The sequence below is a fragment of the Candidatus Nitrososphaera gargensis Ga9.2 genome, assembly GCF_000303155.1.
GTDB lineage: Archaea > Thermoproteota > Nitrososphaeria > Nitrososphaerales > Nitrososphaeraceae > Nitrososphaera > Nitrososphaera gargensis.
Genome location: NC_018719.1, coordinates 1,266,070 through 1,287,296 on the forward strand (window position 1 = coordinate 1,266,070; position 21,227 = coordinate 1,287,296).

The following is a 21,227-nucleotide window of genomic DNA, read 5'->3' on the forward strand; positions in this document are numbered from 1 at the left end:
TTTTAATTATTAATCCTCCCTTGCAAACGCCACGAATATCCTGTTAAGGCATGTTGGGCAGCACGGCCTGCCGTTGAACTCTGCCATGCTTCCCGTAGTGACCTTTAGCCCCTTGCATATGAAGCAGGTCTTCTCAGACATTGCTATAGACATGAGATATTCAGTAACACCTCATTTAATCCCTATTATGTAAGAGAATTGACACGCTATCTGATACACAAACACGCTGTCGCGATTACCATTTCCGCTCGGAAAAGGAAGCTGGCGATGTAGCGTCTTTTTAGCCTGTTGTTTATTACTTTAAAGTAAGCCGGATATGGATGAACTAGACAAGCAAGCGGACATCCAATCATGCTTGCACAGGAAGAAGAAATTGTAAACCAAATAGTCCTTGGAAATTGCAAGGATGTGCTGCGTAGGCTCCCGGAAAACTTTGTGCAGCTGACCATAACATCGCCGCCATACAGAAACGCGATCGACTATGACATGCACGCATCTGGCAACGGCGGTTATTATCGCGGCAAGCTTAACCTTGATACTAACGACTACCTCAACGACATGGCAGACATTTTCGGCGACAAGGTCTACCGAGTGACAAAGGAGGGCGGCTATTGCTGCATAGTGATTGCCAACGAGGTGGTCAACGGCACGATACTCCCGCTACCGCACATGCTGCTGTCAAGACTAGTGCAGCCATTTGGCAAATGGAACTTGCACGAAGAGATAATCTGGCACAAGGTGACAGGCGGCACGAACCGCTATGGGTCGTTCGTCATAAACCCTTACCCGAAATATTACCGTGCAAACATCATGCACGAATTCATACTGATACTGCGCAAGGGCGACGTCAATAGCGGCCGGACTCAGAGAAAGAACGCTCTGCCAGCAACGCATGAAGAGTGGACAAAAGAAATCGCAAATTCAGTGTGGCATATTGCGCCCGTCCCGCCCGGCTACATCAACCACCCATGCCCATACCCTGAAGAGATCCCGTACCGACTGATGAAACTCTATTCCTATGAAAATGACGTTGTGCTCGATCCGTTCAATGGCAGCGGCCAGACCACAAAAGTGGCGCACCACTTTGGGCGCCGCTACATCGGAATAGACTTGGTGAAGGACTATGTCAACCTTGCCCGGTCTAGGATGGAGCGAGAGCCTCTCCACATACGGGATGAGGCGCTCATCGCCAACTGGAAAAAGATACCCTCTCATTACAAGAAGCACTAGCTAGCTGTTTTTATTGTAGGCTGTGTCTTTATTATTGTATACATGAGCCAAGACACCACTATACAATCAGAGCCTATACGCAAACTCTTTCAAGGCAAGAACTTTGGATTCCTAGCAATGCTGATACCAGATGGGCCGCCGCAGGTTATGCCGACTTTGGGTGGATATCGAGAACAACCACATTATTATCAATACTGCAATGGGTAGGCTAAAGCAAAAGAACATCTCACGGGATCCACGAATCGCAGTTTCCGTATTCGTCAGGCCAACCTGTATGAAAGGGTGACTGTCAGAGGCAAGGTAGTTGAGCAGACCACAAATGGAGCAGATGAACATATTGACAAGATGGCTAAAAAGTATGTGGGCCTAGACAAATATCCCGGCCACGCGCCGGGAGAGAAGAGGGTCCTGCTAAAGATAAAACCGGAAAGGGTGTCCCACATAAAGATACGCTGATCATGATGGGCGTGTGTTGCGCTCTTTGAGCAGCCTGCCAAGTGCCTTCTGCCGAATGGCCGTCTCGACATATTGGTCATCACAACTCTTGCACACAGAGTAGATTGCCGCGCTGTCCTGACTTGGAGTTATTACTTTCTCCCAGCGCAAGCCGGAATCGCTCTTTGAGCAGATGACGCACGCCTTTTTGTCTTCTAGTGCAGAGCCGTCTGCGCCTGTATATATTGCGTACATCTCATAGCCATCATCTGCGAGCGCTCTCCATTCTTTAGAAAACGACTCTATCATCGCGTCGTCAAAGCCAAGCGATTGAAGCCGCGCGGCATGTTCCTCCACAGAGGGCATATGTGTCCATGCTAAATGGGCAGGGATTAATAATCTGTGGGCAGGGTTGTTGTGTAAGCCACAATGACATACACTGGTTTAACTGTCGTTTTTGAGAAATTTTTACCGAGATGCATCCTCACACTAAAAAAGTAGTCATGATGACTGCCATCTCACTCGGCATAATCATGTTTGCATACATGATTCCAGTATTTGTAATCCCGGTGGCTCTGGGCGTTTCAGAGATCACAAACTGTACGGATTATGGATGCACAAGCAGCGCCTTCACAAAATGCGGCGGCTTTTCTTCTTCCTCCTCAGAAGACAGCTCGTCAAGCTTTGATTCTTGGACGAGGGGCATGAAGGGCATGTTGTGCCTGATAGGCCTCGATATGGGCACCTCGGCTAACGCCTTTGCCGGCCAAATCATCCTTAATAAGGTGTAGCAGCTAAAGATAATCATGTCGACTGCAGCCGCGGGCTCTAAAGCTCCAAGACAGCACCGCTGCAACCTCTGTGGCAGGGTTTTTGATTCTGCTGACCTGCTTGAGGCGCACAAACGTATGGATCACAGCAAGAACAGCTCGCCTCCGGCCGGAGTAGGCTAAAACAATTAATCTGGCTGCAAGAGCATAATTAATGCCTTGGCAGCCAAGATCTGCGCGTCGATAGCACCCGATGATGTCCAGTCGATAACAAAGCAGGCAGGCCTGGCCTTTGAGCTTGGAGCCGACTATGTCGAGATCCGGTTCGACTTTCTCAGGCCGGAGCAATTGCAGGCAGCGATCGAGTCTGCAAAGGGCATAAAGAACAGGGCAATCTTTACACTCCGCTCAAAAGACCAGGGAGGCAAATTTGCCGGAGGCGAGCAGGACCGCATAAAATGGCTGTACCGACTTGCCGAGCAAAAGCCGATGCTGCTAGATGTCGAGCTTGACACCCTGGAGCAAAACGACGAGCTGGCAGATTTTCTTGAAGGGCAAAAGACGCCGGTGCTTGTGTCATGGCATGATTTTCAAAAGACGCCGCCAAACGATCAGATAGCCGACATATTGTCAGAGATGAGGATATACAGCAACTATGTCAAGATAGTGACTGCGGCAAATAACGTCGAGGATTCACTGCGACTGCTAGAGATGTACGAAACTGCCATTGGCTTGAACCCGATCTTTTTTGCAATGGGAGAGGCAGGCGTGATCTCTCGCGTACTTTGCACCGTGATAGGCAATGCGCCGTTCACATATGCAAGCATTGAAAAAGCCGTTGCACCCGGCCAGCTCACAGTAAAGCAGATGAAGAAGCTGTACGATAGGATGAAAATGTTGTAGGCCATCCACATACGCCTAGCTTTTTATCCGATGCTGTTCAAACAGTGTTACAGGGTGTAAACCTTCCGTCATATCCCTTTGGAAGACCAGACCATTCAGATCGGGGCTCTGCATACTTGAGGTGTCTCATGCTCGATTTCTTTCAGGTATATATGGCAGACTGGTTGATATTCGCATCTGGACAAATTGCAAGGCTCGATCAAGACATACTGCATCATAGGCGATCCGATCCAACATTCGCTATCGCCAGGGATGCAAAACGCCGCATTTGCGGCGCTTGGACTCAACTGTACATACATTGCTTTCAGAGTCCCAGCGAATGAACTAAAAGAATCGATCGAATCCCTGCGCAGCATAAACATCGCGGGGTTCAACGTGACAGTTCCACACAAGGTGGAAGTGATGAGGTACCTTGACGAGCTGGACGCTTCTGCAAAAAAAGCGGCAGCTGTCAACACCGTCAACAACATCGAAGGCATATTCAAGGGATACAACACCGATATTGATGGTTTTATTGAGCCGCTGCACAGGCGGCATGTGGATTTTGGCGGCATGCAGGTGCTGCTGCTTGGAGCCGGAGGGGCGGCTCGGGCAGTGGTGGCAGCTCTTTCGCAAGAGAGAGGCATTGCCAAGGTAACAATTGCAAACCGCGATGTGCAAAAGGCTGCCGAGCTTGCCAAGATCGGGTCCGGCCTTGGACTCAAGTCCGAAACATTGCCGCTTGAAAATGCGCAGGACGTCTCGCTGGAATGCGACCTGATAGTGAATGCGACGACACTGGGCCTCCACAAAGAGCCTAGCGTTATCGACCACGAACATATCAAGAAGGGGAGCATAGTATACGACATTGTCTACCGCCCGATAGTCACAGATCTGATCGAAAATGCCAAATATGCACAGGCAACCGTTGTATACGGCTACGAAATGCTAATCGAACAGGGTGCGAAGGCATTTGAGATATGGACTGGCCTCCCGGCTCCGCGGGAAGCTATGAAAAAGAACCTCCTTGGAATCTTTGGGGAGCCAGTATGAGAAAGGCAAGGGCAACTATGCACGGGGCCATTTCGATAGTTAACGCCATAGCCACGGGCAACGGCTCGTCGCTTGGCATTTCGCTCAGGGTCACTGCAGAGGCCGAGCTTGGAAGGGGCCGCGGAGTCAGGTTCCTGACAGGCAGGAACGAGGACCGGCTTGTCAATAACATTGTGCGCAACACAATGCCGAAAGAAATGATCGAAAACAACCAGGTAACAATAAGAGTCAAGTCCGAAATCCCGATTGGCTACGGGCTCAAGAGCTCAAGTGCCGTGTCAAACGCGGTGGCACTTGCATGCAGCCGCCTTGCAAGGGATGATGACATCGACGACAACGCCGTCCTTGATGCAGCAGTCCGAGCATCATTGGATGCCAAGGTCTCTATAACTGGAGCATACGACGACGCCACTGCCTGCTACTTTGGAGGCTTTACGGTTACTGACAACTATTCACGAAGGCTGATACGTAGAGAGCCTGCGCCTGATAACCTGTATGCGATCATTTTTCTACCACGCAACACTCCGAGGGGTGACGTACACAAGTTGAGCGCCCTATCAGACCTGTTCACGGATGCCTTCAGGCTGGCTGAGGCAGGTGAATACTGGAAAGCCATGAAGCTAAATGGCGTGCTTGCTTCTGCAGCCTTGTCGTCAAGGTACGCGCCCATAATGGCGGCACTAGAACGCGGAGCACTGGCGGCAGGAATCTCTGGCAACGGTCCGTCAGTTGCTGTAGTGGCGTACGAAGACGAAATAGAAGACATCAAGTCAGCCCTGTCAAAGTTTGACGGCAAGATTATCATCTCCAAGGTTAATAACCAGAAGGCAAGCGTGGAAATTGTGAATGGTTAGCATACTAGTAAGAAAGTCCAAGATAGCTGGAAGTGTTCGATGTCCATCAAGCAAGAGCTACAGCCACCGGGCAATAGCGATCGCGTCGCTTGCAGAAAGGCAGTCGACGATAACAAATGCCCTGCTTGCCCGCGACACTCTGGCAACTCTTGCTAGCTGCCGGGCCCTTGGAGCGGAGATAAAACACGAAGGCACAACGGTGCAGGTTAAGGGCAGGCATACCTTTGAGCCGCCCGAGAACGTGATAAACGCCGAGAATTCAGGCACTACAATAAGGATAATGACAGCAATGTCCGGCCTCGTGAGGACCGGATACACAGTGCTGACCGGTGATGAGAGCCTGCGCAAGCGGCCGATGCAGCCGATACTCGACGCGCTTGCCCAACTGGGGGTTGAAGCGCATTCCACGAAGGGAAATGGCACTCCGCCCCTTATAGTAAAAGGCGGCGGGATAAGGGGCGGAACTACGGTTATCGACGGCAGCATTTCAAGCCAGTTCATTTCGGGGCTGCTTATCGCCGGCATTTATGCCGACTCTGAAATAGTGATGAGGATAAAGGGCAACCTTGTGTCCAAACCATACGTCAGCGCCACACTTGCAACAATGAAGCATTTTGGCGTAACGGTGGATCATAGATCTGACATGCTGGAATACCAGATCAAGAACGCAAGATACTGCGCAACCAAATTCGATGTGCCAAGCGACTTTTCGACCGCCGCATTGATACTTGCTGCTGGCGCGCTTGTCGGCGAAAAACTGGAAGTGAAGGGCCTCAACTTTGCACTGCCTCAGGGCGACTCGCAAATCGTCGACATCCTAAAGCAGATGGGCTGCCCGATAAAGATCGATAAAAGCAAAGGCGAAGTGGTGGTCCAGAAGGCCGAGGAACTCGAAGGAGGAGATTTTAACCTGAACGACACGCCGGACCTCCTGCCAGTAGTCTCGATACTTGCGCTCAAGGCGAAAACCCCTGTAACAATAACCGGCGTAGCGCACGCAAGGGTGAAAGAGACGGATAGGGTTGCAAATATTGCCTCAGAGCTGACCAAGTTCGGGGCGCGCATCAAGGAGTTCCAAGATGGGTTAAAGATTACCGCTCCCAAGCCGCTAAAGAATGCGTCCCTTAAGGCATACAACGACCACCGGCTCTTTATGGCCTTTACAATAGCGTCAATGATGACTGAAAAGTCGGTGGTGGCCGGTGCCGAGTCGGTGGACGTCTCGTATCCTGCTTTCATTCAGGACATGAAGGATCTCGGGGCAAAGATCTCGCCGGCGCCGGACAGAGAATAATAACAAAAAGACAATATATAGAGCAGGCTCAAGTGCACCTACTAGAGAGATGGGTGGCAGTATAATAGGCGAACGCTTTGTCGCCATGAGCTTTGGAGAAAGCCACGGAAGGTGCGTCGGCATTGTCGTCGACGGCTGTCCGGCAGGCCTGCCTCTTGACGAGTCAGACATTCAGGGGCTCTTGGACCTGAGAAAGCCCGGCCAGTCGGTTGTCATGACCCAGAGAAAAGAGGAAGATAGGGTAGAGATAATCTCCGGCATCTTTAACGGTAACACGACAGGCGCGCCCATCTGCATGCTCATATGGAACAAGGATTCTGATTCCAGACCGTACGAAATGATAAAGAACATCCCGCGGCCGGGCCACGCCGACTATCCTGCGATGGTAAAGTACGGTGGCTTTGCAGACTATCGCGGTGGTGGCAGGTTTTCTGGCAGGCTCACTGCAACGCTGGTGATGGCTGGGGCCGTCGCAGGCAAGCTGCTGAAAAGAACACTTGGCATCGAAACAGTAGCCTACACCACAGAGATCGGCACCGTCAAGGCCGGCAACATCACGCCGGCCAACATCGCAACTCGGTACAGCAATGATGTCAGGTGCCCTGATCCGGCGGCCGCAGAAAAAATGAGGGAAGCAATACTGCAGGCAAGAAAGGATGGCGACTCACTTGGAGGAGTCATTGAATGCATCACCAGCAGCCTCCCCGTGGGTCTTGGCGAGCCGATATTTGCATCGCTCGAGTCGGATCTCTCAAAGGCGCTTTTCAGCATACCTGCGGTCAAAGCTGTCGAATTTGGTTCTGGCTTTGCCGGCAGCAAAAGGCGTGGCTCCGAAAATAACGACGTTTACATGATAAGGGACGGCAAGGTGGTTACGAAGACCAACAACGCCGGCGGCATACTAGGTGGGCTTTCAAATGGGATGCCGCTTGTCATCAGGGTTGGCTTCAAGCCGGCAGCGTCAATAGCGAAAACGCAGGAGACGCTTGACATTGCCAAGAACTCGCAGACTTACCTTGAAGTTCCCGGTAGGCACGACCCGTGCGTTGTCCCAAGAGCTCCGCCAGTGGTCGAGTGTGTCGTCTCGATGGTTCTAGCCGACCACGCCATCAGAGCAGGCCTTATTCCACCTGTGCTCAAGTGATGATGATGGCGATGGCCAAGAACGACGAGCTAGAATCGCTGCGCCGCCAGGTCCGCGACATAACTGCGCAGATAATACGTGATGTGCACCGGCGAATGGATCTTGCAAAACAGATCGGGGAAATAAAGAGCATGCTTGGCATCGACGTTAAGGACGAAAAGGTCGAGCACGACATACGGCTCATGGTGCTTTCACTTGCTGACCAAATCGGCATGGGCCGCGACTTTGCGCTGCAGCTGCTCAACATTCTGCTTGCAGAATCTGAGCATGTGCAGGCCCAAAAACGCCCGCAGAAGGGACAGCAGAAACAGACACACCTTGGCATATTTATGAAGGCAAAGCAGCTTGAAGCGTCGGGGAAAAAGATAATCCACATGGAGGTTGGCGAGCCAGACTACTCTCCTCCTGAAGCAGTCGGAGACTCGCTTGCAGAATCGTTCAAGCAACGGCAATACCACTACACAGATACACGCGGAATCCCAAAATTGCGCGACGCGCTTGCAAAGAAAGAGGGTGTCTCTGAAGATCAGGTTGTAGTGACGCCGGGCGGCCGGTTTGCAGTTTTTAGCGCGATCACTTCGTTGCTAAAGGCCGGGCAGGAGCTGATGGTCATCGAGCCGGCATGGCCAGCATACAAAGAGTGCGCCGACTTTATCGGAGCAAGGACCAAAGTGCTGCGGACCACCATTGAGAACAAATGGACACCTGACCTAAAGCAGTTGGAAGAGATGGTGAACCCGAGCACAAAAATGATAGCGCTCAACTACCCAAACAACCCAACCGGCAAGATTCTGGATGGCAAGACAATGGAAAGAATAGTGTCGATTGCCAAAGACAACGACCTCTATATCCTAAGTGATGAAGTCTACGCCGACTATGCCTTCAAGAAATTTGCCAGCATCCACGAATATGACTATGACAAGTGCATTCTGGTGTCGTCGTTTTCAAAGCGCTACGCAATGACTGGGTTCAGGGTAGGCTATGCTGTCGCAAGCAAGGACGTCATTGCCAAAATGTCCAGGGTCCAAGCGGTTGGGATAACAAGCGTTGCAGAGCCCATGCAATACGCCGCTCTCGCAGCCCTCGGGGAAGACCCGTCAGAAAATATCAGGACTATGAAAAAGAGGCTTGATTTTGTTTCCGGCAAACTCAAGGAGATGTCGCTCCAGTTCGTCGAGCCTGACGGTGCGATGTATGTCTATCCCGAGCTGCCAAAGGGCGATGACATCATGCTTGTTGAAAAGCTGCTTGAGAAAGGCGTGGCTATTGCGCCGGGAAGCGGCTTTGGCGATCATTATCGACAGTTTGTCAGGATATCTGCATGCCAGCCCGAAAAGACACTAGAAATGGGCCTTGATATAATGGCGTCAGTCATAAAGGAGTTTGCCTAAGTTGCAGGAAATAGCGATCGTGGGCGCAGCCGGTAAGATGGGGTCATGGTTCACCAATTACTTTGCCCGGCGTGGATTGCACGTCTCTGTATATGATGTAAATAAGGAAACGCTCAGACCTTCCGGTAATGTCAGGGTCGCAAGCGGCATAAGCGCTTGCGTCAAGGGTGCCGACCTTGTGCTTGTCTCTGTTCCTGTGCGCATGACCCCGCAGATCATCAGGGAATGTGCAAAAAGCATGAAGAATGATGGTGCTATCATTTCAGAAATATCGTCAGTAAAGCACAGGACTTTTCAGGCACTCAGGCGAGTACCGGGCCACTTGCGGCCACTCTGCATCCATCCAATGTTTGGACCGGGTGCAAGCGATAAGATGCAGACCAAAGTGCTGCTGGTTCCCGTAAGGAACGAGGAGGCAGAGCTGAAGATCGTGCACGAAATGTTTGAAAATGCTGCAGTAAAGGTGCTGCCGGATGCCCGGACCCACGACAAGGCTATTGCAACTGTCCTTGGACTGACGTACTTTGCAAACATTGTATTTGCCAAGGTGGTATCTGGAAACAATATTTCAATGCTCAAGCAGGTTTCAGGGACAACGTTTGGTCTCCAGTCGCTCATCGCAGAAAGCATATTGACAAACGAGCCAGATCTTGTAATTGCCCTTATCCAAGAAAACCCGTACGCCAAGAAATACATCCAGCAATACCTGAAAAAAGCAGCAGTAGTAGCCAAGATGGCGTCTGCTAGGGACAGCAAGAGGCTAAGGGCCGACCTGAAAAAGGTCAGGTCAAAGATGCAAAAATGGCAGGACCTCCAACAGTCTTATCGACGCATGTACGACATCATTGAGAACATGAAGTAAAAGGAAAAATACGTGCAGCGTGCCAGTGAATATACACATGACACTTCTCTGGCGCGACTCTTGGCTCAAGCCTTTATCGGATTTTGACGTGGGAGCAGACAAGTGCGGCTACTGCAAAAAGGCTTTCCGCAAGATTGACTTTGTAACAGCGTGCGACTTTTGCGACAAAGGGATAATGCACGATGCATGCGCCAACAAGCACATACTGTCTGCTCACAAAAAGCAGCTGGAAGCAAAGATAAACTTGCACAAGGACAAACCACTGCACGACTTCCAATGAAGAGTAACCAACTCATCAAGAGCATCTACAATTTCATTTAGGATCACGACACTCGCATAATCCTGTGCCACCCAAGAATCTTTAATTATTGCTTTTTGCCATTCCAAGGTAATTGTTTCAGCTTGCGCATAAAGAAGTGAAGAGTGAAGGAGCTTTTGTTCATAAAACACTGCCATCCAAAAGTAGCAAGCCGTCGGTAGCATCGACAAGCGCGGAGTTTGCTTTTAAGAACATCAAGATATTTCCAAGCTTTCCCGCGCAAAGCCAGTAGTTGGAAGCCCCGGCGACGCCTACGAGCAAGAAGCCGACAGGGTGGCCCGGGCAGTGACAAGTGCCCTTTTGGAGATGGGGCACCGTCTTGCACAGAGTGGCTCCACATTTTTGCAGCGCAAGTGTACAGATTGCCAAGATCTAAAAATAAACAAGAAGTCTGCCTCCGATCATGCAGAGATGCCTGTGTCGTCGGAGGTAGCCGGCGAGATCCAAAGCATGTCCGATGGTGGCATGCCCTTGATCCGCAGACGCACTCGTTCATGGAGGAGCGTTTTAGAACTGACTTTGGCAAAGTTAGGATTCACACAGGCTTGCAAGCCGCCCGCCTGTCATCCAATCTAAACGCAATTGCATTTACCGTAGGAAACAGCATCATGTTTGCAGAAGGCAAGTACTCTCCCGACAGCCAAGCCGGCAGGCAGCTCTTGGCACACAAGTTGACACATGTTGTGCAACAACAAGGGGCTGAGCTGCATTCCATACAGCGGGCCAAAACTGACACTACCAACAGTTGCTCTGGTCTTGCAGATAGTATGAGCGATGTCAATTCCCGTATAAACAAGGCCCTTGCCAATGCACACAAAGCAGCAGGCGCAAGCCTACCGGTGCAGATGTGGCACAGGAACTTTATGCAGAGCTGGCTGAAAATTCCCTTACGAGCCCAGGGCGAAGATAGAGCTATGGGCAGAGGGATTGGGCGCATCAAAAGTGCGCCTTCCGGCCCAAAGTTCAACCAAGTATGCAGGCGTGACATATCGTCTGTAGAGCAATCCCTTATTTCCGATACTCAATCCGACAATGCGTGTGAACGGAGTCTGTATTGGAAGCGACAAGTTGGATCACTTTTTGCAACAGGATTACGAGTATTTCTTTGATTATTTTGTGAAGGAAAAGACACCTGCCAAAGAACAGGCAGCAGAGGCATACGGAGAATCAACAGAAGCGGGAGGTTATGGGTTGAAAACCACCGGCGTTTTCTCAAATGCCGACCTTGAAGCAAACAAACAGGGGTTGCAGTTTTATCGCGACCTTGATGCCAACCCTAACATGACTTTTGATATTGCCAATTATATCAATAGTAACTGGAACGAGGAAAGCAATCCGAGCTTTTACGAGGCTTCTGTGGGCAAAACTGTATGAAGCAACCTGCTTATGGGAACTGGGCTGGCGGGTTTTCGTTCTCAAGTCCTGGCGTGAATATGCCGATACATGTCACGCTCGCAGTTACCGGCGGGACGAAGGTGACTGGCAGCTACACATATTCTGATGGGACTTCTACTATAGGTGGTACAATCGCCGGAATGATATGCACATTACAGATGTCCTGGGCGCTATAACAGGTGTAAAGATAAACTTTGACTGGCAGGAAGGGGCTGCCTCAGGAAAGGGCATCTGGACTTCATCAAAGGAGAACACACTCCAAGGGACATGGGGCAACGGCAGCTCTGATAATAACGGTGGCAGCTGGGATATTTCAAAATGATTTAAAAGTACTCAGTCAGAAGGCGGCCCAAGATAATCCATACCAGTGCCACTCTTGCGCTCACCGTCAATGGTCGAAACTGTTCTCGTTGACTTTATGCCCGACACCTTTCTCAGCTTGTTGATGACAAAATCAACTGTGTTGCCAACCGGGACCTCAATTCGAACTATTAAGTCAAACTCGCCATACACGCCTTCAACCGACACGACGCCGGGTATCTGCGCTATTTCGTCAAGGACAGGCTTTTCCATCCCCGGTAGCGTATTGACCATGACGTATGCCCCAGGCATATGGCTATCTGTAACTAGTGCCGGATATTAAACGATATTGCCTAGGCTTCGCTCATCAATATCACAGCTTGTTGTTGAACTCGAATGCAAGGCTCTTTTGTTTCAGGGCAGCGCAGAGATCACATTGGCAGTTCTCATCGCTATATCTGCTATCCGATAACACAGAAGAATTCTTCTTCTGTATCTGGCTTGAATCATTGCAAAGTATTCAGGCTCTAGTCAGGTTTGACAGACAAGCCTCATCTTTTATTTTTAGAAGAACGACCACATTGATGTCATCACACTAGAAAGTTCCAACGCGCAAGTTCTTATACAGCGCTCAGTGTCAATACAGCACATGTGTGAATGCTGGCTGAGCCTGCCTAGGAGCGATGACGCCAGAACAACAAATCTTTTCGAAGGAAAAGCAAACAAGCCTGCTTGCCAAGGGATTTAGAGATGGATATGTGGCTTTCGGGCTTGGAGTCGCGGGTATGGATACCCTTAGTGGTGAATCAGCATGATTGTTATACAGTATTCAGGCTTGTTGCATTTGAAAGTTAAAAACTGAAAATATGAATTGAAAAGTGAATTGAGAGCTAAGAAAGTCTCTGCTAGTCAGTAATGTGATGGAGGTTATCTTGTGCCCCTGACCGTTATGCTTCCATCAATTATCCATTGCGCTTGTTCCGATCTATTATTTAGTGAACCCGGAACTGCTATTCTGACATTGTTTAATTCGTATGTCAAAGCAACATTCTCTCTAGTCAACTGGCTGATTATATCGTGAACGAACGATGCTCACTGTGTTGGCATTTCAAGATGCGACTTTTCCTCTTGACGGTTGAATTGAGTCACAATTGGATGTTTTGCTTTATGATATTTAGGGATAATGGGCGATTCGTGATAATGATAAATCTGAACTACCATTCAACAACATGGACCGTGAATCCAGCGCAGCCAGCCGCACGGCACCTTTGAGCCTGTCTCTCTCATGAAGCGCTACTATAGCTGCTATAGAGATCCTAGGGGAGGGATATACATACAGCCCAGATATATCGCTCTCTATTCTCCTACAAGAATCAGTTTGTTGTTAAATTCAAAAGCTAGACTTTTCTGTTTAAGCCTGATACGCAATTCATTTGCCACTTCGGTCATTTTATTTTCGTCAACGTCATTTGTGTGAATTTCGACTCTTGTGTACTTTGTAGGTTCCATTTTGCCCTCAAAGTACCCATCAAACTCGATTAATGACATTCCTTTGTACCTGAAGGCCATATCGCGTACTATCTCTAGATAGCCTTCTACGCGGGGTAGATAAAACTTGACCGAATCATTCAGGATATCAACTTTAAAGCCTCTATCCGTCATATAGTAGCTGCAGCTCATGACCTTATAACAATACCTTCAAGACACCATTTGCGGATGAAATCCCTGCCTGAAGAGGTTCCTCAGATTCTTGTGGTGGGCAGAACTTTACCGAATCGTTAAACACTTTGACGTTCATTATTGCGATGATGCTGTGCGTGCTACATTCTTTGAATACTCGTATCAACTAATTTTATGTTCCAATCTTTTTAAAGAAATGAAGCAAGACAGGGTAGAATTGTCGCAGGTAAAACTATTCATGTTTAACGCAAGCTCCTTCCCTCTGGACCCATCAATCGAGAACTTTTTGAAATCCAAGGGGGCGATATCTCTGGACTTTGGGGCCACGGCATACATCAACTCTGAGGCGATGCCGACAATCCTCTCCGAGCTGGTTGAAAGGAGCAAGATTGATGTCTCTTCAAATGCCGAGCTTGTTGCCCAGCTAAAGGCAGAGATAAGCAGGTATGGTGCTGAGAGGCAAAAGTTAATAGAAGACAATGCCAGACTTGTTACTCGGGGCCGATCATATTCTGCTGAAATTGCTGGACTGAAGGAGCAGATTGCTAGCGCTACCCTGTTGATTGACTCTCTGAGAGCCGAAAATGCGCGCCTCCAGGCCGCACTCAAAAATGCGCCATCCGCACAAAAGACCCAAACAGTCCAGAGCGACGATAAGCTGAAGCAATCGTACGAGAAGCTTCAAAAAGAGTTTCAGGCGCTCCGGGCGCAGAATGTAGAAGCACTGACATCGCTCAAAATACTTGAAGATGAAAACGAGGAGCTCACAAGGGAGCTTGATTTGCTGAAGAGCCAATCCAAAAATGCAGCCGCGCCGAAGGCCGGCTAGGACACATTTGAAGACTTATATAACGCAGTCAAAGTGAATTGGATCGATGGTCGAAAAGATGACAGCCGTCTGGCTGATTATTCTCACTATCCTAGTCTGCGCTGCGGTACCTGGAGTTTTGATCTGGCTTACGACAACTCCTGCGAACATGTTGCTTGGATTCCATCTGACAGACAGCAGCTTGCCAATGTACGCTGCCCTTCACTAAGGCAGTTATAACATCGAGCCTAGCTGATCCTGATGGCATTTGAAGGTCCGGAGAAAAGGAAAAAACTGATATCTTCAATGGTGGTGCTTGCCGCGCTTATTGGCGGTGCCATTTTTGCCACTGCAGCACTTTCAATATACTTTCGCTCTCAAGACCCTGTTAACCAGTGTATAGAAGATCCGACATCGCAGCCTTTCCAGCTGTCAGTTCCAATAACTGTAACAGAAGATGGCTTTCCAGCATTAGTCCCAAGAGGAATTGGTATCGATGACAACTGCATACGACCTGTCCATACTCTTCAGGAAAACGTAATCCATGTAGCATACAGCAGACCACATGATTTTACCCTAGGTCATTTCCTGTATTATTGGCTTGGAAACGACCTTCTGCAGTACAATACAAAGGTGTTTGTCAATGATGTCCAGCACACTGAAGGCGATATTCGTGACATTATACTGATGGAAGGCCAGTCGATAAGGATCGAGTTTACAAGCAGAAACTAATTATAAAATGCGATTTGATGTACCGGGGTGAAAGAACTCCACACAGAGATCGAGATCAGTGCCAGCCCGGAAAAAGTCTGGAAGATACTCACCGACTTTGAAAGGTACGAACAGTGGAACCCTTTCATACACAAGATAATCGGCGAAGCAAAGGAAGGCTCCAGAATAGAGATACACATCGAGACGCCCCGAGGCAAACGCAGAAAATACGAGCCGACAGTGACAAAGGTCGAGCATGGACGAGAGCTCCGCTGGCTTGGCAAGAGCTCCCTCCCCGGCATTTTAAACGGCGAACACATCTTTACCATAGAACAGTTGCAGCCAGGGAGCGTCAGGCTGGTCCATCGAGAGGTGTTTGACGGGCTATTGACTTCGTTCTTCGGCAAGAGCCTTGACACCGACGTCAAGGAAGGCTTTGAAGAGATGAACAAGGCGCTCAAAGAGAGGGCGGAGCGGACTTGATTGAGGTGGTGGTAATGAAAATAATTATTTAGTTGTCCTGCCTTTGGTACCGGGTGCCAAGTTACTACGAGATACTGGGAGTGTCCTCTGAAGCCACGCAGGACGAGATAAAAAAGTCGTTTCGGAATTTGGCACTGAAATACCACCCGGACAAGAACAGGAATTCTGAAGAGTCGAAGCAAAAGTTCATGAGCATAGTAGAAGCCTACGAGGTGCTTTCAGACGATCAGGCAAGGAAGATCTATGACAACAGCACTTTACAGCAAAGGCCCGGGCCCACGCCAAGGTGGACGCCGCCGGCTGACTTTACTACTGTGTATAGCTATGAAGAGATCAAGAGGCGCTACAGGCCAAGCAACATTGGAGGCGGCATGTGGGACATCAGCGACAAGGCCAGCTTTGGCATGTGGAAGGCCACGATGGTGCTGTTTGCGTGCCTTGGCGCGGTAGTGATCTATATCCTGCTTGTCGACTAGCTAGCTATTAGTGTTTGTGGCGGTGGTTCCTGCTGCGCCTGTGCTCCTCTTCTTTGGCCTTCGACCTGTCATACATGGCGTACTTGAACGCAAAGAAGGCGCCCACTATAAAGCCAGGTGCTGAAATAATGAGCATCGAGCCTCCGCCCACCGACAGCGCCAGCAGCACGGCCAACGCGCCAGAGGCCAGCGAAGCGATCATGAGCATCAGAAGCATAGATTTTGTTGCAGCCAATTCATCTGATCTAGCAGGCTACATGGTATAAGTGGTTTCCTGTCCTAGTGTGTAGTTCCCCCATGCGTGCGTTTCTAGTGGAGCATGTGAAGAAAAATGATGCAGCATGTAGCATTTTTGTGCATAAAATGCTACAATTTACAAACTGTGCTTCCAGACGAATTTTGGTGCATTTTGCACCATTTGACGCACGAAGAATAGTGCAATTTACAAGAAGGAATGTAATGCGCACACTTTTTCAGTCCAAAGGAAACTTGCTTAAAAGAACTAGTTAATTCTGCTTCAGCCTAGGCAACAACTGTCCTAAAGGAATAAAAAGGGACTGGAATTAAAGGCGAACGAGATGCGAATAGTCGCAATAGGCAGCCGTGTTTTTGTCACTAGTTTCCAGCTGGCCGGGGTCAAGGGAGTGAAGGTCGAGACGCCGTCAGAGGCGCTTACCGAGATCAACAGGATGGACGAAAACAGCGGGATCGGGCTGGTGCTCCTGAGCGACGACATTGGCAAGGAAATTCGCTACCAGCTGACAAGCCTCCGGGCAAAGAGACCTATACCGCTGATCTTTGAGCTCCCATCGCCGGGAAGCAAGAAAGAAAGGGTCGACTACCGGGCGCTCCTCAAGCAGATTCTGGGCGTCTAGCCGTCATCATCAAGCCAACTGGACACGCCGCCAAACACCTGCGCGATCGTCAGTATCTTTGCCCATTCTTCAAGTGATTCTACTATCGCCCGGGCGTGGTCTATGTCGCTACCGCCAGCGACAACTCCGTGGTTCTTGATCACGACCGCTCTGGCGCCCTTTTTGAATTCGTCTGACACTGCCTTTGCAAGCTCGGCCGAGCCGGAGGGCCTGTTTGTAATGACAGCCGGTTCGCCGACCACCATCTTGGCCTCCCCTATTACGTGCCAGAACCTCTTTGCAGATATCGAAACCCCGATGGTGAAGGGGCTATGTACGTGGACAATCGCATTGATATCGGGGCGCACATTGTAGATGCTCCTGTGCATGCCAAGCTCGATGCTTGGTTTTGACCTGCCAATAGCCTTGCCGGTTTTCAAGTCTACTCTGACAAGGTCAGCTGGCCGCATCCTGTAGCGCGGGACTCCTGACGGCGTGATCCACATCAAGCTGCCGCCAGATCTGATGCTGTGATTGCCCGAGACAGGAGTGGTGAGGCCCATGCCGTACAAGCTCTTGACGCAGTCAACGAGCTCTTTTCTGCTATCCAACAGGTTGGGATAGTTTTTACCACGTTATAAGCGGCACTGGTAGCAGTACCAGTAGTAGGCTGCAACCAGAACTTCTTAATAATTGGGAAGTAGAATATCAAACCTCTGATGGAAAGAAAGCTGGCAATACCTCTTTTGATTATCATCGCGGTGGCGGTGGTGATGGCAGCCGTGTCGATCTCGCTGGGCTACGCCGGGTTGAACAACAATGACACATCTGGGTCGGTGTCTGCAAACGGCACATTCAGCGTCCTGCCAGATCTGAACCCGCCCACGCTTTCTGACGCGGGATTAAGGGTTGAGAAGGTGATAGAAGGGCTGGTCCAGCCAACCAGCATGGCGTTTCTGGATCACGACGATCTTCTGATCCTGCAAAAGAACGATGGCAGGGTGCGCCATGTCACAAACGGGACCCTGCAGCCCGACCCTGTGCACGAAGTATCTGTTGATGGCGTCAGCGAGCGCGGCATGCTTGGCGTAGCGGTGGCAAACGCCACCGGTGACTCAAAGACCGTGTTCCTATATTACACCGAGTCTGACGGCGGCGAAATAAGGAACAGAGTATACAGGCACGACGACTGGAGCGGCTCTGGAAACCTTGGCGGAGGGACGCTTATACTTGACCTGCCCGGCGAGCCCGGCCCGAACCACGACGGCGGTAAGATGATAATCGGGCCCGACGGCATGCTGTACACAGTTATAGGTGATCTCAACAGGAACGGGATGCTCCAGAACTTTCCAAACGGCCCAGAGCCCGACGATACCTCTGTCATTTTCAGGGTTGACCGCGACGGAAATGCGGTCAACAACGGCACGAACAACAAGTACTATGCCTACGGCATACGCAACAGCTTTGGGCTGGACTTTGACCCTCTAACAGGAATCCTGTGGGACACCGAGAATGGCCCGGCAGGCTATGACGAGATAAACGTAGTCGAGCAGGGCTTTAACAGCGGCTGGGAGCAGATCATGGGACCTATAGACAGGACCGGCAGGACAACAGAAACCTTGGTGCAGTTTGAAGGGTCGCACTATGCAGACCCTGTGTTCAGCTGGAGCGTATCGCAGGGCGTTACCGATATCGAGTTCCTAAACTCTACAAAACTTGGGGACAGGTACGCCTACAACATATTTGTTGGTGACATCAACAACGGCAACCTTTACTTCTTTACTGTCAACCAAGACAGGACGGGGCTCGAGATTGGCGGTGCAGGGCTTGAGGACTTGGTGGCTGACAGCGACACAGAAGCACAGGCAGTCACACTTGGCACCAACTTTGGCGGCATAACCGACATTGAAACCGGCCCTGATGGGCATCTCTATGTACTTTCGTTCAGTGGCAGCCTGTATCGTATAGTGCCTGCAAGCTAGCAATGCTTGCTCTTTCACCGTGACTTTGTCACATTTAGAGCATCATATGGCTTAAGGAGATGTTTTACGATCTATTGCAGCCATTCTAGCGTGTCGAACCGAAACTTGCATGCTATAATAGAGATTACATTAGAATACTTTTTTCATTATCCATTATATCGCTTATTGGCACCAAACAGACAGCGATAGAAATGAATGAGCGTGGTATGCCGGTTTGCATAATAGCAGACGATGACCAAGATGTTCTTCGCTTGCTGAGGGGCGCGTTCAAGCTGGCAGGCTTTGAGCCGTATGCCGCCGTGCTGCTCAAGAATGTATTGACCAGATAAAGCAAGTTGGAATTGTCACGGTGGATGTTGTTTGCATGAATGGAAAAATGTGACTTCTGATAGGACTGCAATGCTGATTGTCAACATAAAGAGGTTGAACAGCAAAATCAAGGTCTTTGTAATTGCGGATCGATATTTGGAGGAAACAAAGACAAGAATACTTGACTATGGGGCAGACGAGTTTGTCTTGAAGCCGATCAGCATTCATTCAGTAATTGAAAAGGTAAGTTTGCTATTGCTAGAAGCTGCTACAAATAGCACTAGCAAAAAATCTGGCTTGCTGCTCAAGAGATTTCTTTTTTGCAATCTATTTCTGCATGGAAAGACATTATGAGCAGTCAGCATTGCTGCTCACAGCTAATACTGCCTTTGAACTTGTGAGTGAAGTGTTTGAGCATCGTTGTAATAGTTGCTCTTTGTAAGTATACGCATGAAGATCACAAAATACCACATTTGTCTTGGAGGGATGTTGATAAGCATAGGACTGTTGGCTCTGATTCCTGTACTTGGCATCGCAACATACAGGCCGCTCTAATGTGTGTAGGATGCCAGTAAGGGAGTGGTAAAGCCAACGACTATCTTTTTTGCTAGTCTCTAATCTTTTATGGCTCGTTCCTGTGCTTTAGGAAATCCCGGGTTATGCGAAATAGTTTCAGCTTGTCCATGCGGCATTCTACCGAGTGGTCAATTCCTATTTTCGTAAGGGCTTCTGAAAGGTACCTTGATGCCTGCTTGAGCTCATCATGTGTCATCTTTTTCTGTTTAAGCTCTATGGTGATTTTGTAGGCCACGGTTGGCAAGTGCTGTAAGTTAATCGCATTTAAGGAAAATGGAAGAATATTCCATTTTATGGACAATTGACGGACAGGAGAAAACTGCGGGTGCAAGCAGCAAATCCGTATCAGATGTCCACGCAACAGGATATTTGATATTGCTATCTCAACGACTAATATTTTCTTAAAGCCAAAATATAATTATGTAAGAATCCTGTTGAAAAATCGTTGCTTAACAAGCTGAGGGATTCGCTCCAGCCTATGATGACAAGACTGGGCACGAGCTTTGCCTCAACTGGCATGTCAGCAAACTTTTGGACTGGCGTAGGTCTGGCTATATCCATCGCGGCAGGAGTCGCGTATGCCTCGCCTGCCTTCCTTGATGTGCGCTGGTATTCTCCATACCTTGCGGCAGTCATCGGTGGCGTCCTACTTTTGGTCTCGGCGTTCTTTGACGTTGTCGACGGCAGTGTTGCGCGCGTGACAAAGCAGACGTCGAAAAAGGGGGCCTTTCTTGATTCGTCCTTTGACAAGATATCTGAAGTGGTGATCTTTGCAGGCATCGCCTTTGGCAGCCTTGCAGATCCGTTTTGGTGTCTGGTAGCTCTCGGGGTATCAATCCTTGTCAGCTATACCCGGGCCCGCGCCGAGTCGCTTGGAGTCGAGCTCAAAGGCATAGGCATCGGCGAGCGCGCGGAGCGGATACTCATCCTTGCAATAATTGGCATGATCCCGCTTGATCTAATATCTGGTATGCATTCTGGAATGTACTGGGCAGTGATAATAGTGTCAATAGTGGCAGGCATCACGCTAATCCAGAGGGTAGCGGTGACTGCAAAAAAACTGTCCTCTTCTTTTACCTGAGCTTGCCTGCAGTACGCCTATCGGACTCTGATCTCACTTTTACGACGCCCCTGTGAACTGCGCATGATACGCAATAGAACTTGACGTCAGTAGACATGGGAATGTATGCGCCTGCCGCCCTGAGCTCTTTTGCAAGCGTCGGCTCTACAAGCGTTATCCTTCCTGTTACCTTCTTGGCCTTGTCGCGTGGAACCAGCGCGCCGCACGAGCTGCAATGCACTACGCCAGAGCTGCCCTTGCCGCCCTTTGACCGCCCTCTGCTCGCTCTCTTCTTTGGCATATATCGCGATAAGGTCGCCAGCCATCCTTTAAATCTTGTGATTGTTTTTCATGCCAAA

31 protein-coding genes are annotated in these 21,227 nt (G+C 49.7%); 23 read left to right on the forward strand and 8 right to left on the reverse strand.

Translation table 11 applies throughout. From position 1 onward, the window contains the following. Positions 1 to 9: 9 nt before the first annotated feature. Positions 10 to 153 (reverse strand): hypothetical protein, encoded by a 144-nt coding sequence (locus NGAR_RS18405; RefSeq protein ID WP_228369322.1) that lies wholly within the window; start codon positions 151 to 153, stop codon positions 10 to 12. Between the two features lie 198 nt (positions 154 to 351). Here NGAR_RS18405 and NGAR_RS07580 point away from each other — a divergent pair, with 198 nt between their 5' ends. Continuing rightward, positions 352 to 1,230, forward strand: a complete 879-nt coding sequence (locus tag NGAR_RS07580) for a DNA-methyltransferase (RefSeq protein ID WP_015019093.1) — start codon at positions 352 to 354, stop codon at positions 1,228 to 1,230. Positions 1,231 to 1,512: 282 nt separating this feature from the next. Continuing rightward, positions 1,513 to 1,686 (forward strand): pyridoxamine 5'-phosphate oxidase family protein, encoded by a 174-nt coding sequence (locus NGAR_RS17410; protein ID WP_015019095.1) that lies wholly within the window; start codon positions 1,513 to 1,515, stop codon positions 1,684 to 1,686. On the opposite strand, the gene NGAR_RS07585 is transcribed toward NGAR_RS17410, so the two are convergent. Beyond that, positions 1,687 to 2,031 (reverse strand): hypothetical protein, encoded by a 345-nt coding sequence (locus NGAR_RS07585; protein WP_015019096.1) that lies wholly within the window; start codon positions 2,029 to 2,031, stop codon positions 1,687 to 1,689. A gap of 137 nt (positions 2,032 to 2,168) precedes the next feature. Here NGAR_RS07585 and NGAR_RS07590 point away from each other — a divergent pair, with 137 nt between their 5' ends. The 13 genes from NGAR_RS07590 (at position 2,169) to NGAR_RS17420 (ending at position 11,951) form a co-directional block, all read left to right on the forward strand. Next, complete coding sequence (locus NGAR_RS07590) at positions 2,169 to 2,456, forward strand: hypothetical protein (protein WP_015019097.1); 288 nt, start codon at positions 2,169 to 2,171, stop codon at positions 2,454 to 2,456. Positions 2,457 to 2,471: 15 nt separating this feature from the next. Next, the gene (locus NGAR_RS17415; protein ID WP_187147717.1) at positions 2,472 to 2,618 is read left to right on the forward strand and encodes a C2H2-type zinc finger protein; all 147 of its coding nucleotides are present in this window, start codon (positions 2,472 to 2,474) and stop codon (positions 2,616 to 2,618) included. A 36-nt stretch (positions 2,619 to 2,654) separates the two neighbouring features. Further along, a complete protein-coding gene (gene aroD, locus NGAR_RS07595) occupies positions 2,655 to 3,338 on the forward strand; it encodes a type I 3-dehydroquinate dehydratase (RefSeq protein WP_015019098.1) in 684 nt (227 codons plus the stop codon). Positions 3,339 to 3,524: 186 nt separating this feature from the next. Beyond that, positions 3,525 to 4,370, forward strand: coding sequence for a shikimate dehydrogenase (gene aroE, locus NGAR_RS07600; RefSeq protein WP_015019099.1), 846 nt, complete (start codon positions 3,525 to 3,527; stop codon positions 4,368 to 4,370). Beyond that, positions 4,367 to 5,224, forward strand: coding sequence for a shikimate kinase (locus NGAR_RS07605; RefSeq protein ID WP_015019100.1), 858 nt, complete (start codon positions 4,367 to 4,369; stop codon positions 5,222 to 5,224). Before aroE ends, NGAR_RS07605 begins: the two co-directional genes overlap by 4 nt. Then, positions 5,217 to 6,518 carry a 3-phosphoshikimate 1-carboxyvinyltransferase gene (aroA, locus tag NGAR_RS07610; RefSeq protein ID WP_015019101.1) on the forward strand — a complete coding sequence of 434 codons (1,302 nt, stop codon included), beginning with the start codon at positions 5,217 to 5,219 and terminating at the stop codon, positions 6,516 to 6,518. Before NGAR_RS07605 ends, aroA begins: the two co-directional genes overlap by 8 nt. A gap of 49 nt (positions 6,519 to 6,567) precedes the next feature. After that, a complete protein-coding gene (aroC, locus tag NGAR_RS07615) occupies positions 6,568 to 7,662 on the forward strand; it encodes a chorismate synthase (protein WP_015019102.1) in 1,095 nt (364 codons plus the stop codon). A gap of 11 nt (positions 7,663 to 7,673) precedes the next feature. Beyond that, on the forward strand, positions 7,674 to 9,053 hold the full coding sequence (locus tag NGAR_RS07620) for an aminotransferase class I/II-fold pyridoxal phosphate-dependent enzyme (protein WP_015019103.1): 1,380 nt from the start codon (positions 7,674 to 7,676) through the stop codon (positions 9,051 to 9,053). 1 nt (position 9,054) lies between these two features. Beyond that, the gene (locus NGAR_RS07625) at positions 9,055 to 9,915 is read left to right on the forward strand and encodes a prephenate dehydrogenase/arogenate dehydrogenase family protein (protein ID WP_148681146.1); all 861 of its coding nucleotides are present in this window, start codon (positions 9,055 to 9,057) and stop codon (positions 9,913 to 9,915) included. Positions 9,916 to 9,952: 37 nt separating this feature from the next. Continuing rightward, positions 9,953 to 10,195, forward strand: a complete 243-nt coding sequence (locus NGAR_RS07630; RefSeq protein ID WP_015019105.1) for a hypothetical protein — start codon at positions 9,953 to 9,955, stop codon at positions 10,193 to 10,195. A 392-nt stretch (positions 10,196 to 10,587) separates the two neighbouring features. Beyond that, positions 10,588 to 11,343: an eCIS core domain-containing protein gene (locus NGAR_RS19325; protein ID WP_407637189.1), complete on the forward strand. Its 756-nt coding sequence runs from the start codon at positions 10,588 to 10,590 to the stop codon at positions 11,341 to 11,343. Next, positions 11,273 to 11,608, forward strand: coding sequence for a hypothetical protein (locus tag NGAR_RS07640; protein WP_187147750.1), 336 nt, complete (start codon positions 11,273 to 11,275; stop codon positions 11,606 to 11,608). The genes NGAR_RS19325 and NGAR_RS07640 overlap by 71 nt, the downstream gene beginning before the upstream one ends. A 166-nt stretch (positions 11,609 to 11,774) precedes the next feature. Next, positions 11,775 to 11,951: a hypothetical protein gene (locus NGAR_RS17420; protein WP_187147718.1), complete on the forward strand. Its 177-nt coding sequence runs from the start codon at positions 11,775 to 11,777 to the stop codon at positions 11,949 to 11,951. An 11-nt stretch (positions 11,952 to 11,962) separates the two neighbouring features. Here NGAR_RS17420 and NGAR_RS07645 read toward each other — a convergent pair whose 3' ends face one another. Together NGAR_RS07645 and NGAR_RS07650 are read right to left on the reverse strand one after the other, a co-directional pair. After that, entirely contained in the window at positions 11,963 to 12,241 is a 279-nt protein-coding gene (locus NGAR_RS07645; protein WP_015019109.1) for an Lrp/AsnC ligand binding domain-containing protein, read from the reverse strand. A gap of 1,044 nt (positions 12,242 to 13,285) precedes the next feature. Further along, complete coding sequence (locus NGAR_RS07650) at positions 13,286 to 13,591, reverse strand: hypothetical protein (RefSeq protein WP_015019112.1); 306 nt, start codon at positions 13,589 to 13,591, stop codon at positions 13,286 to 13,288. Between the two features lie 214 nt (positions 13,592 to 13,805). Between NGAR_RS07650 and NGAR_RS07655 the strand changes: the two genes are divergently transcribed. From NGAR_RS07655 to NGAR_RS07670, 4 genes are all read left to right on the forward strand, one after another. After that, the gene (locus NGAR_RS07655; RefSeq protein WP_015019113.1) at positions 13,806 to 14,438 is read left to right on the forward strand and encodes a hypothetical protein; all 633 of its coding nucleotides are present in this window, start codon (positions 13,806 to 13,808) and stop codon (positions 14,436 to 14,438) included. A 240-nt stretch (positions 14,439 to 14,678) separates the two neighbouring features. Beyond that, a complete protein-coding gene (locus NGAR_RS07660; protein WP_015019114.1) occupies positions 14,679 to 15,149 on the forward strand; it encodes a hypothetical protein in 471 nt (156 codons plus the stop codon). A 27-nt stretch (positions 15,150 to 15,176) separates the two neighbouring features. Next, positions 15,177 to 15,611, forward strand: coding sequence for an SRPBCC domain-containing protein (locus NGAR_RS07665; protein WP_015019115.1), 435 nt, complete (start codon positions 15,177 to 15,179; stop codon positions 15,609 to 15,611). Between the two features lie 53 nt (positions 15,612 to 15,664). Further along, positions 15,665 to 16,087, forward strand: a complete 423-nt coding sequence (locus NGAR_RS07670) for a J domain-containing protein (protein ID WP_015019116.1) — start codon at positions 15,665 to 15,667, stop codon at positions 16,085 to 16,087. A gap of 7 nt (positions 16,088 to 16,094) precedes the next feature. On the opposite strand, the gene NGAR_RS07675 is transcribed toward NGAR_RS07670, so the two are convergent. After that, positions 16,095 to 16,322, reverse strand: coding sequence for a hypothetical protein (locus NGAR_RS07675; RefSeq protein WP_148681147.1), 228 nt, complete (start codon positions 16,320 to 16,322; stop codon positions 16,095 to 16,097). Between the two features lie 343 nt (positions 16,323 to 16,665). Here NGAR_RS07675 and NGAR_RS07680 point away from each other — a divergent pair, with 343 nt between their 5' ends. Further along, positions 16,666 to 16,962, forward strand: coding sequence for a V-type ATP synthase subunit F (locus tag NGAR_RS07680; protein ID WP_015019117.1), 297 nt, complete (start codon positions 16,666 to 16,668; stop codon positions 16,960 to 16,962). Here NGAR_RS07680 and NGAR_RS07685 read toward each other — a convergent pair. Then, a complete protein-coding gene (locus NGAR_RS07685) occupies positions 16,959 to 17,552 on the reverse strand; it encodes a class II aldolase/adducin family protein (protein ID WP_015019118.1) in 594 nt (197 codons plus the stop codon). The genes NGAR_RS07680 and NGAR_RS07685 overlap by 4 nt on opposite strands. A 108-nt stretch (positions 17,553 to 17,660) precedes the next feature. Here NGAR_RS07685 and NGAR_RS07690 point away from each other — a divergent pair, with 108 nt between their 5' ends. Then, a complete protein-coding gene (locus NGAR_RS07690) occupies positions 17,661 to 18,923 on the forward strand; it encodes a PQQ-dependent sugar dehydrogenase (protein WP_015019119.1) in 1,263 nt (420 codons plus the stop codon). A gap of 191 nt (positions 18,924 to 19,114) precedes the next feature. Next, positions 19,115 to 19,252, forward strand: coding sequence for a hypothetical protein (locus NGAR_RS17425; RefSeq protein WP_187147719.1), 138 nt, complete (start codon positions 19,115 to 19,117; stop codon positions 19,250 to 19,252). A gap of 602 nt (positions 19,253 to 19,854) precedes the next feature. Here the strand turns inward: NGAR_RS17425 and NGAR_RS07695 are convergent. Then, positions 19,855 to 20,043, reverse strand: coding sequence for a hypothetical protein (locus NGAR_RS07695; protein ID WP_148681148.1), 189 nt, complete (start codon positions 20,041 to 20,043; stop codon positions 19,855 to 19,857). A 210-nt stretch (positions 20,044 to 20,253) separates the two neighbouring features. On the opposite strand from NGAR_RS07695, the gene NGAR_RS07700 reads away from it, so the two are divergent. Then, complete coding sequence (locus NGAR_RS07700; RefSeq protein WP_148681149.1) at positions 20,254 to 20,889, forward strand: CDP-alcohol phosphatidyltransferase family protein; 636 nt, start codon at positions 20,254 to 20,256, stop codon at positions 20,887 to 20,889. On the opposite strand, the gene NGAR_RS07705 is transcribed toward NGAR_RS07700, so the two are convergent. Further along, entirely contained in the window at positions 20,882 to 21,169 is a 288-nt protein-coding gene (locus NGAR_RS07705; protein ID WP_015019123.1) for a 30S ribosomal protein S26e, read from the reverse strand. The genes NGAR_RS07700 and NGAR_RS07705 overlap by 8 nt on opposite strands. Between the last annotated feature and the right edge of the window lie 58 nt (positions 21,170 to 21,227).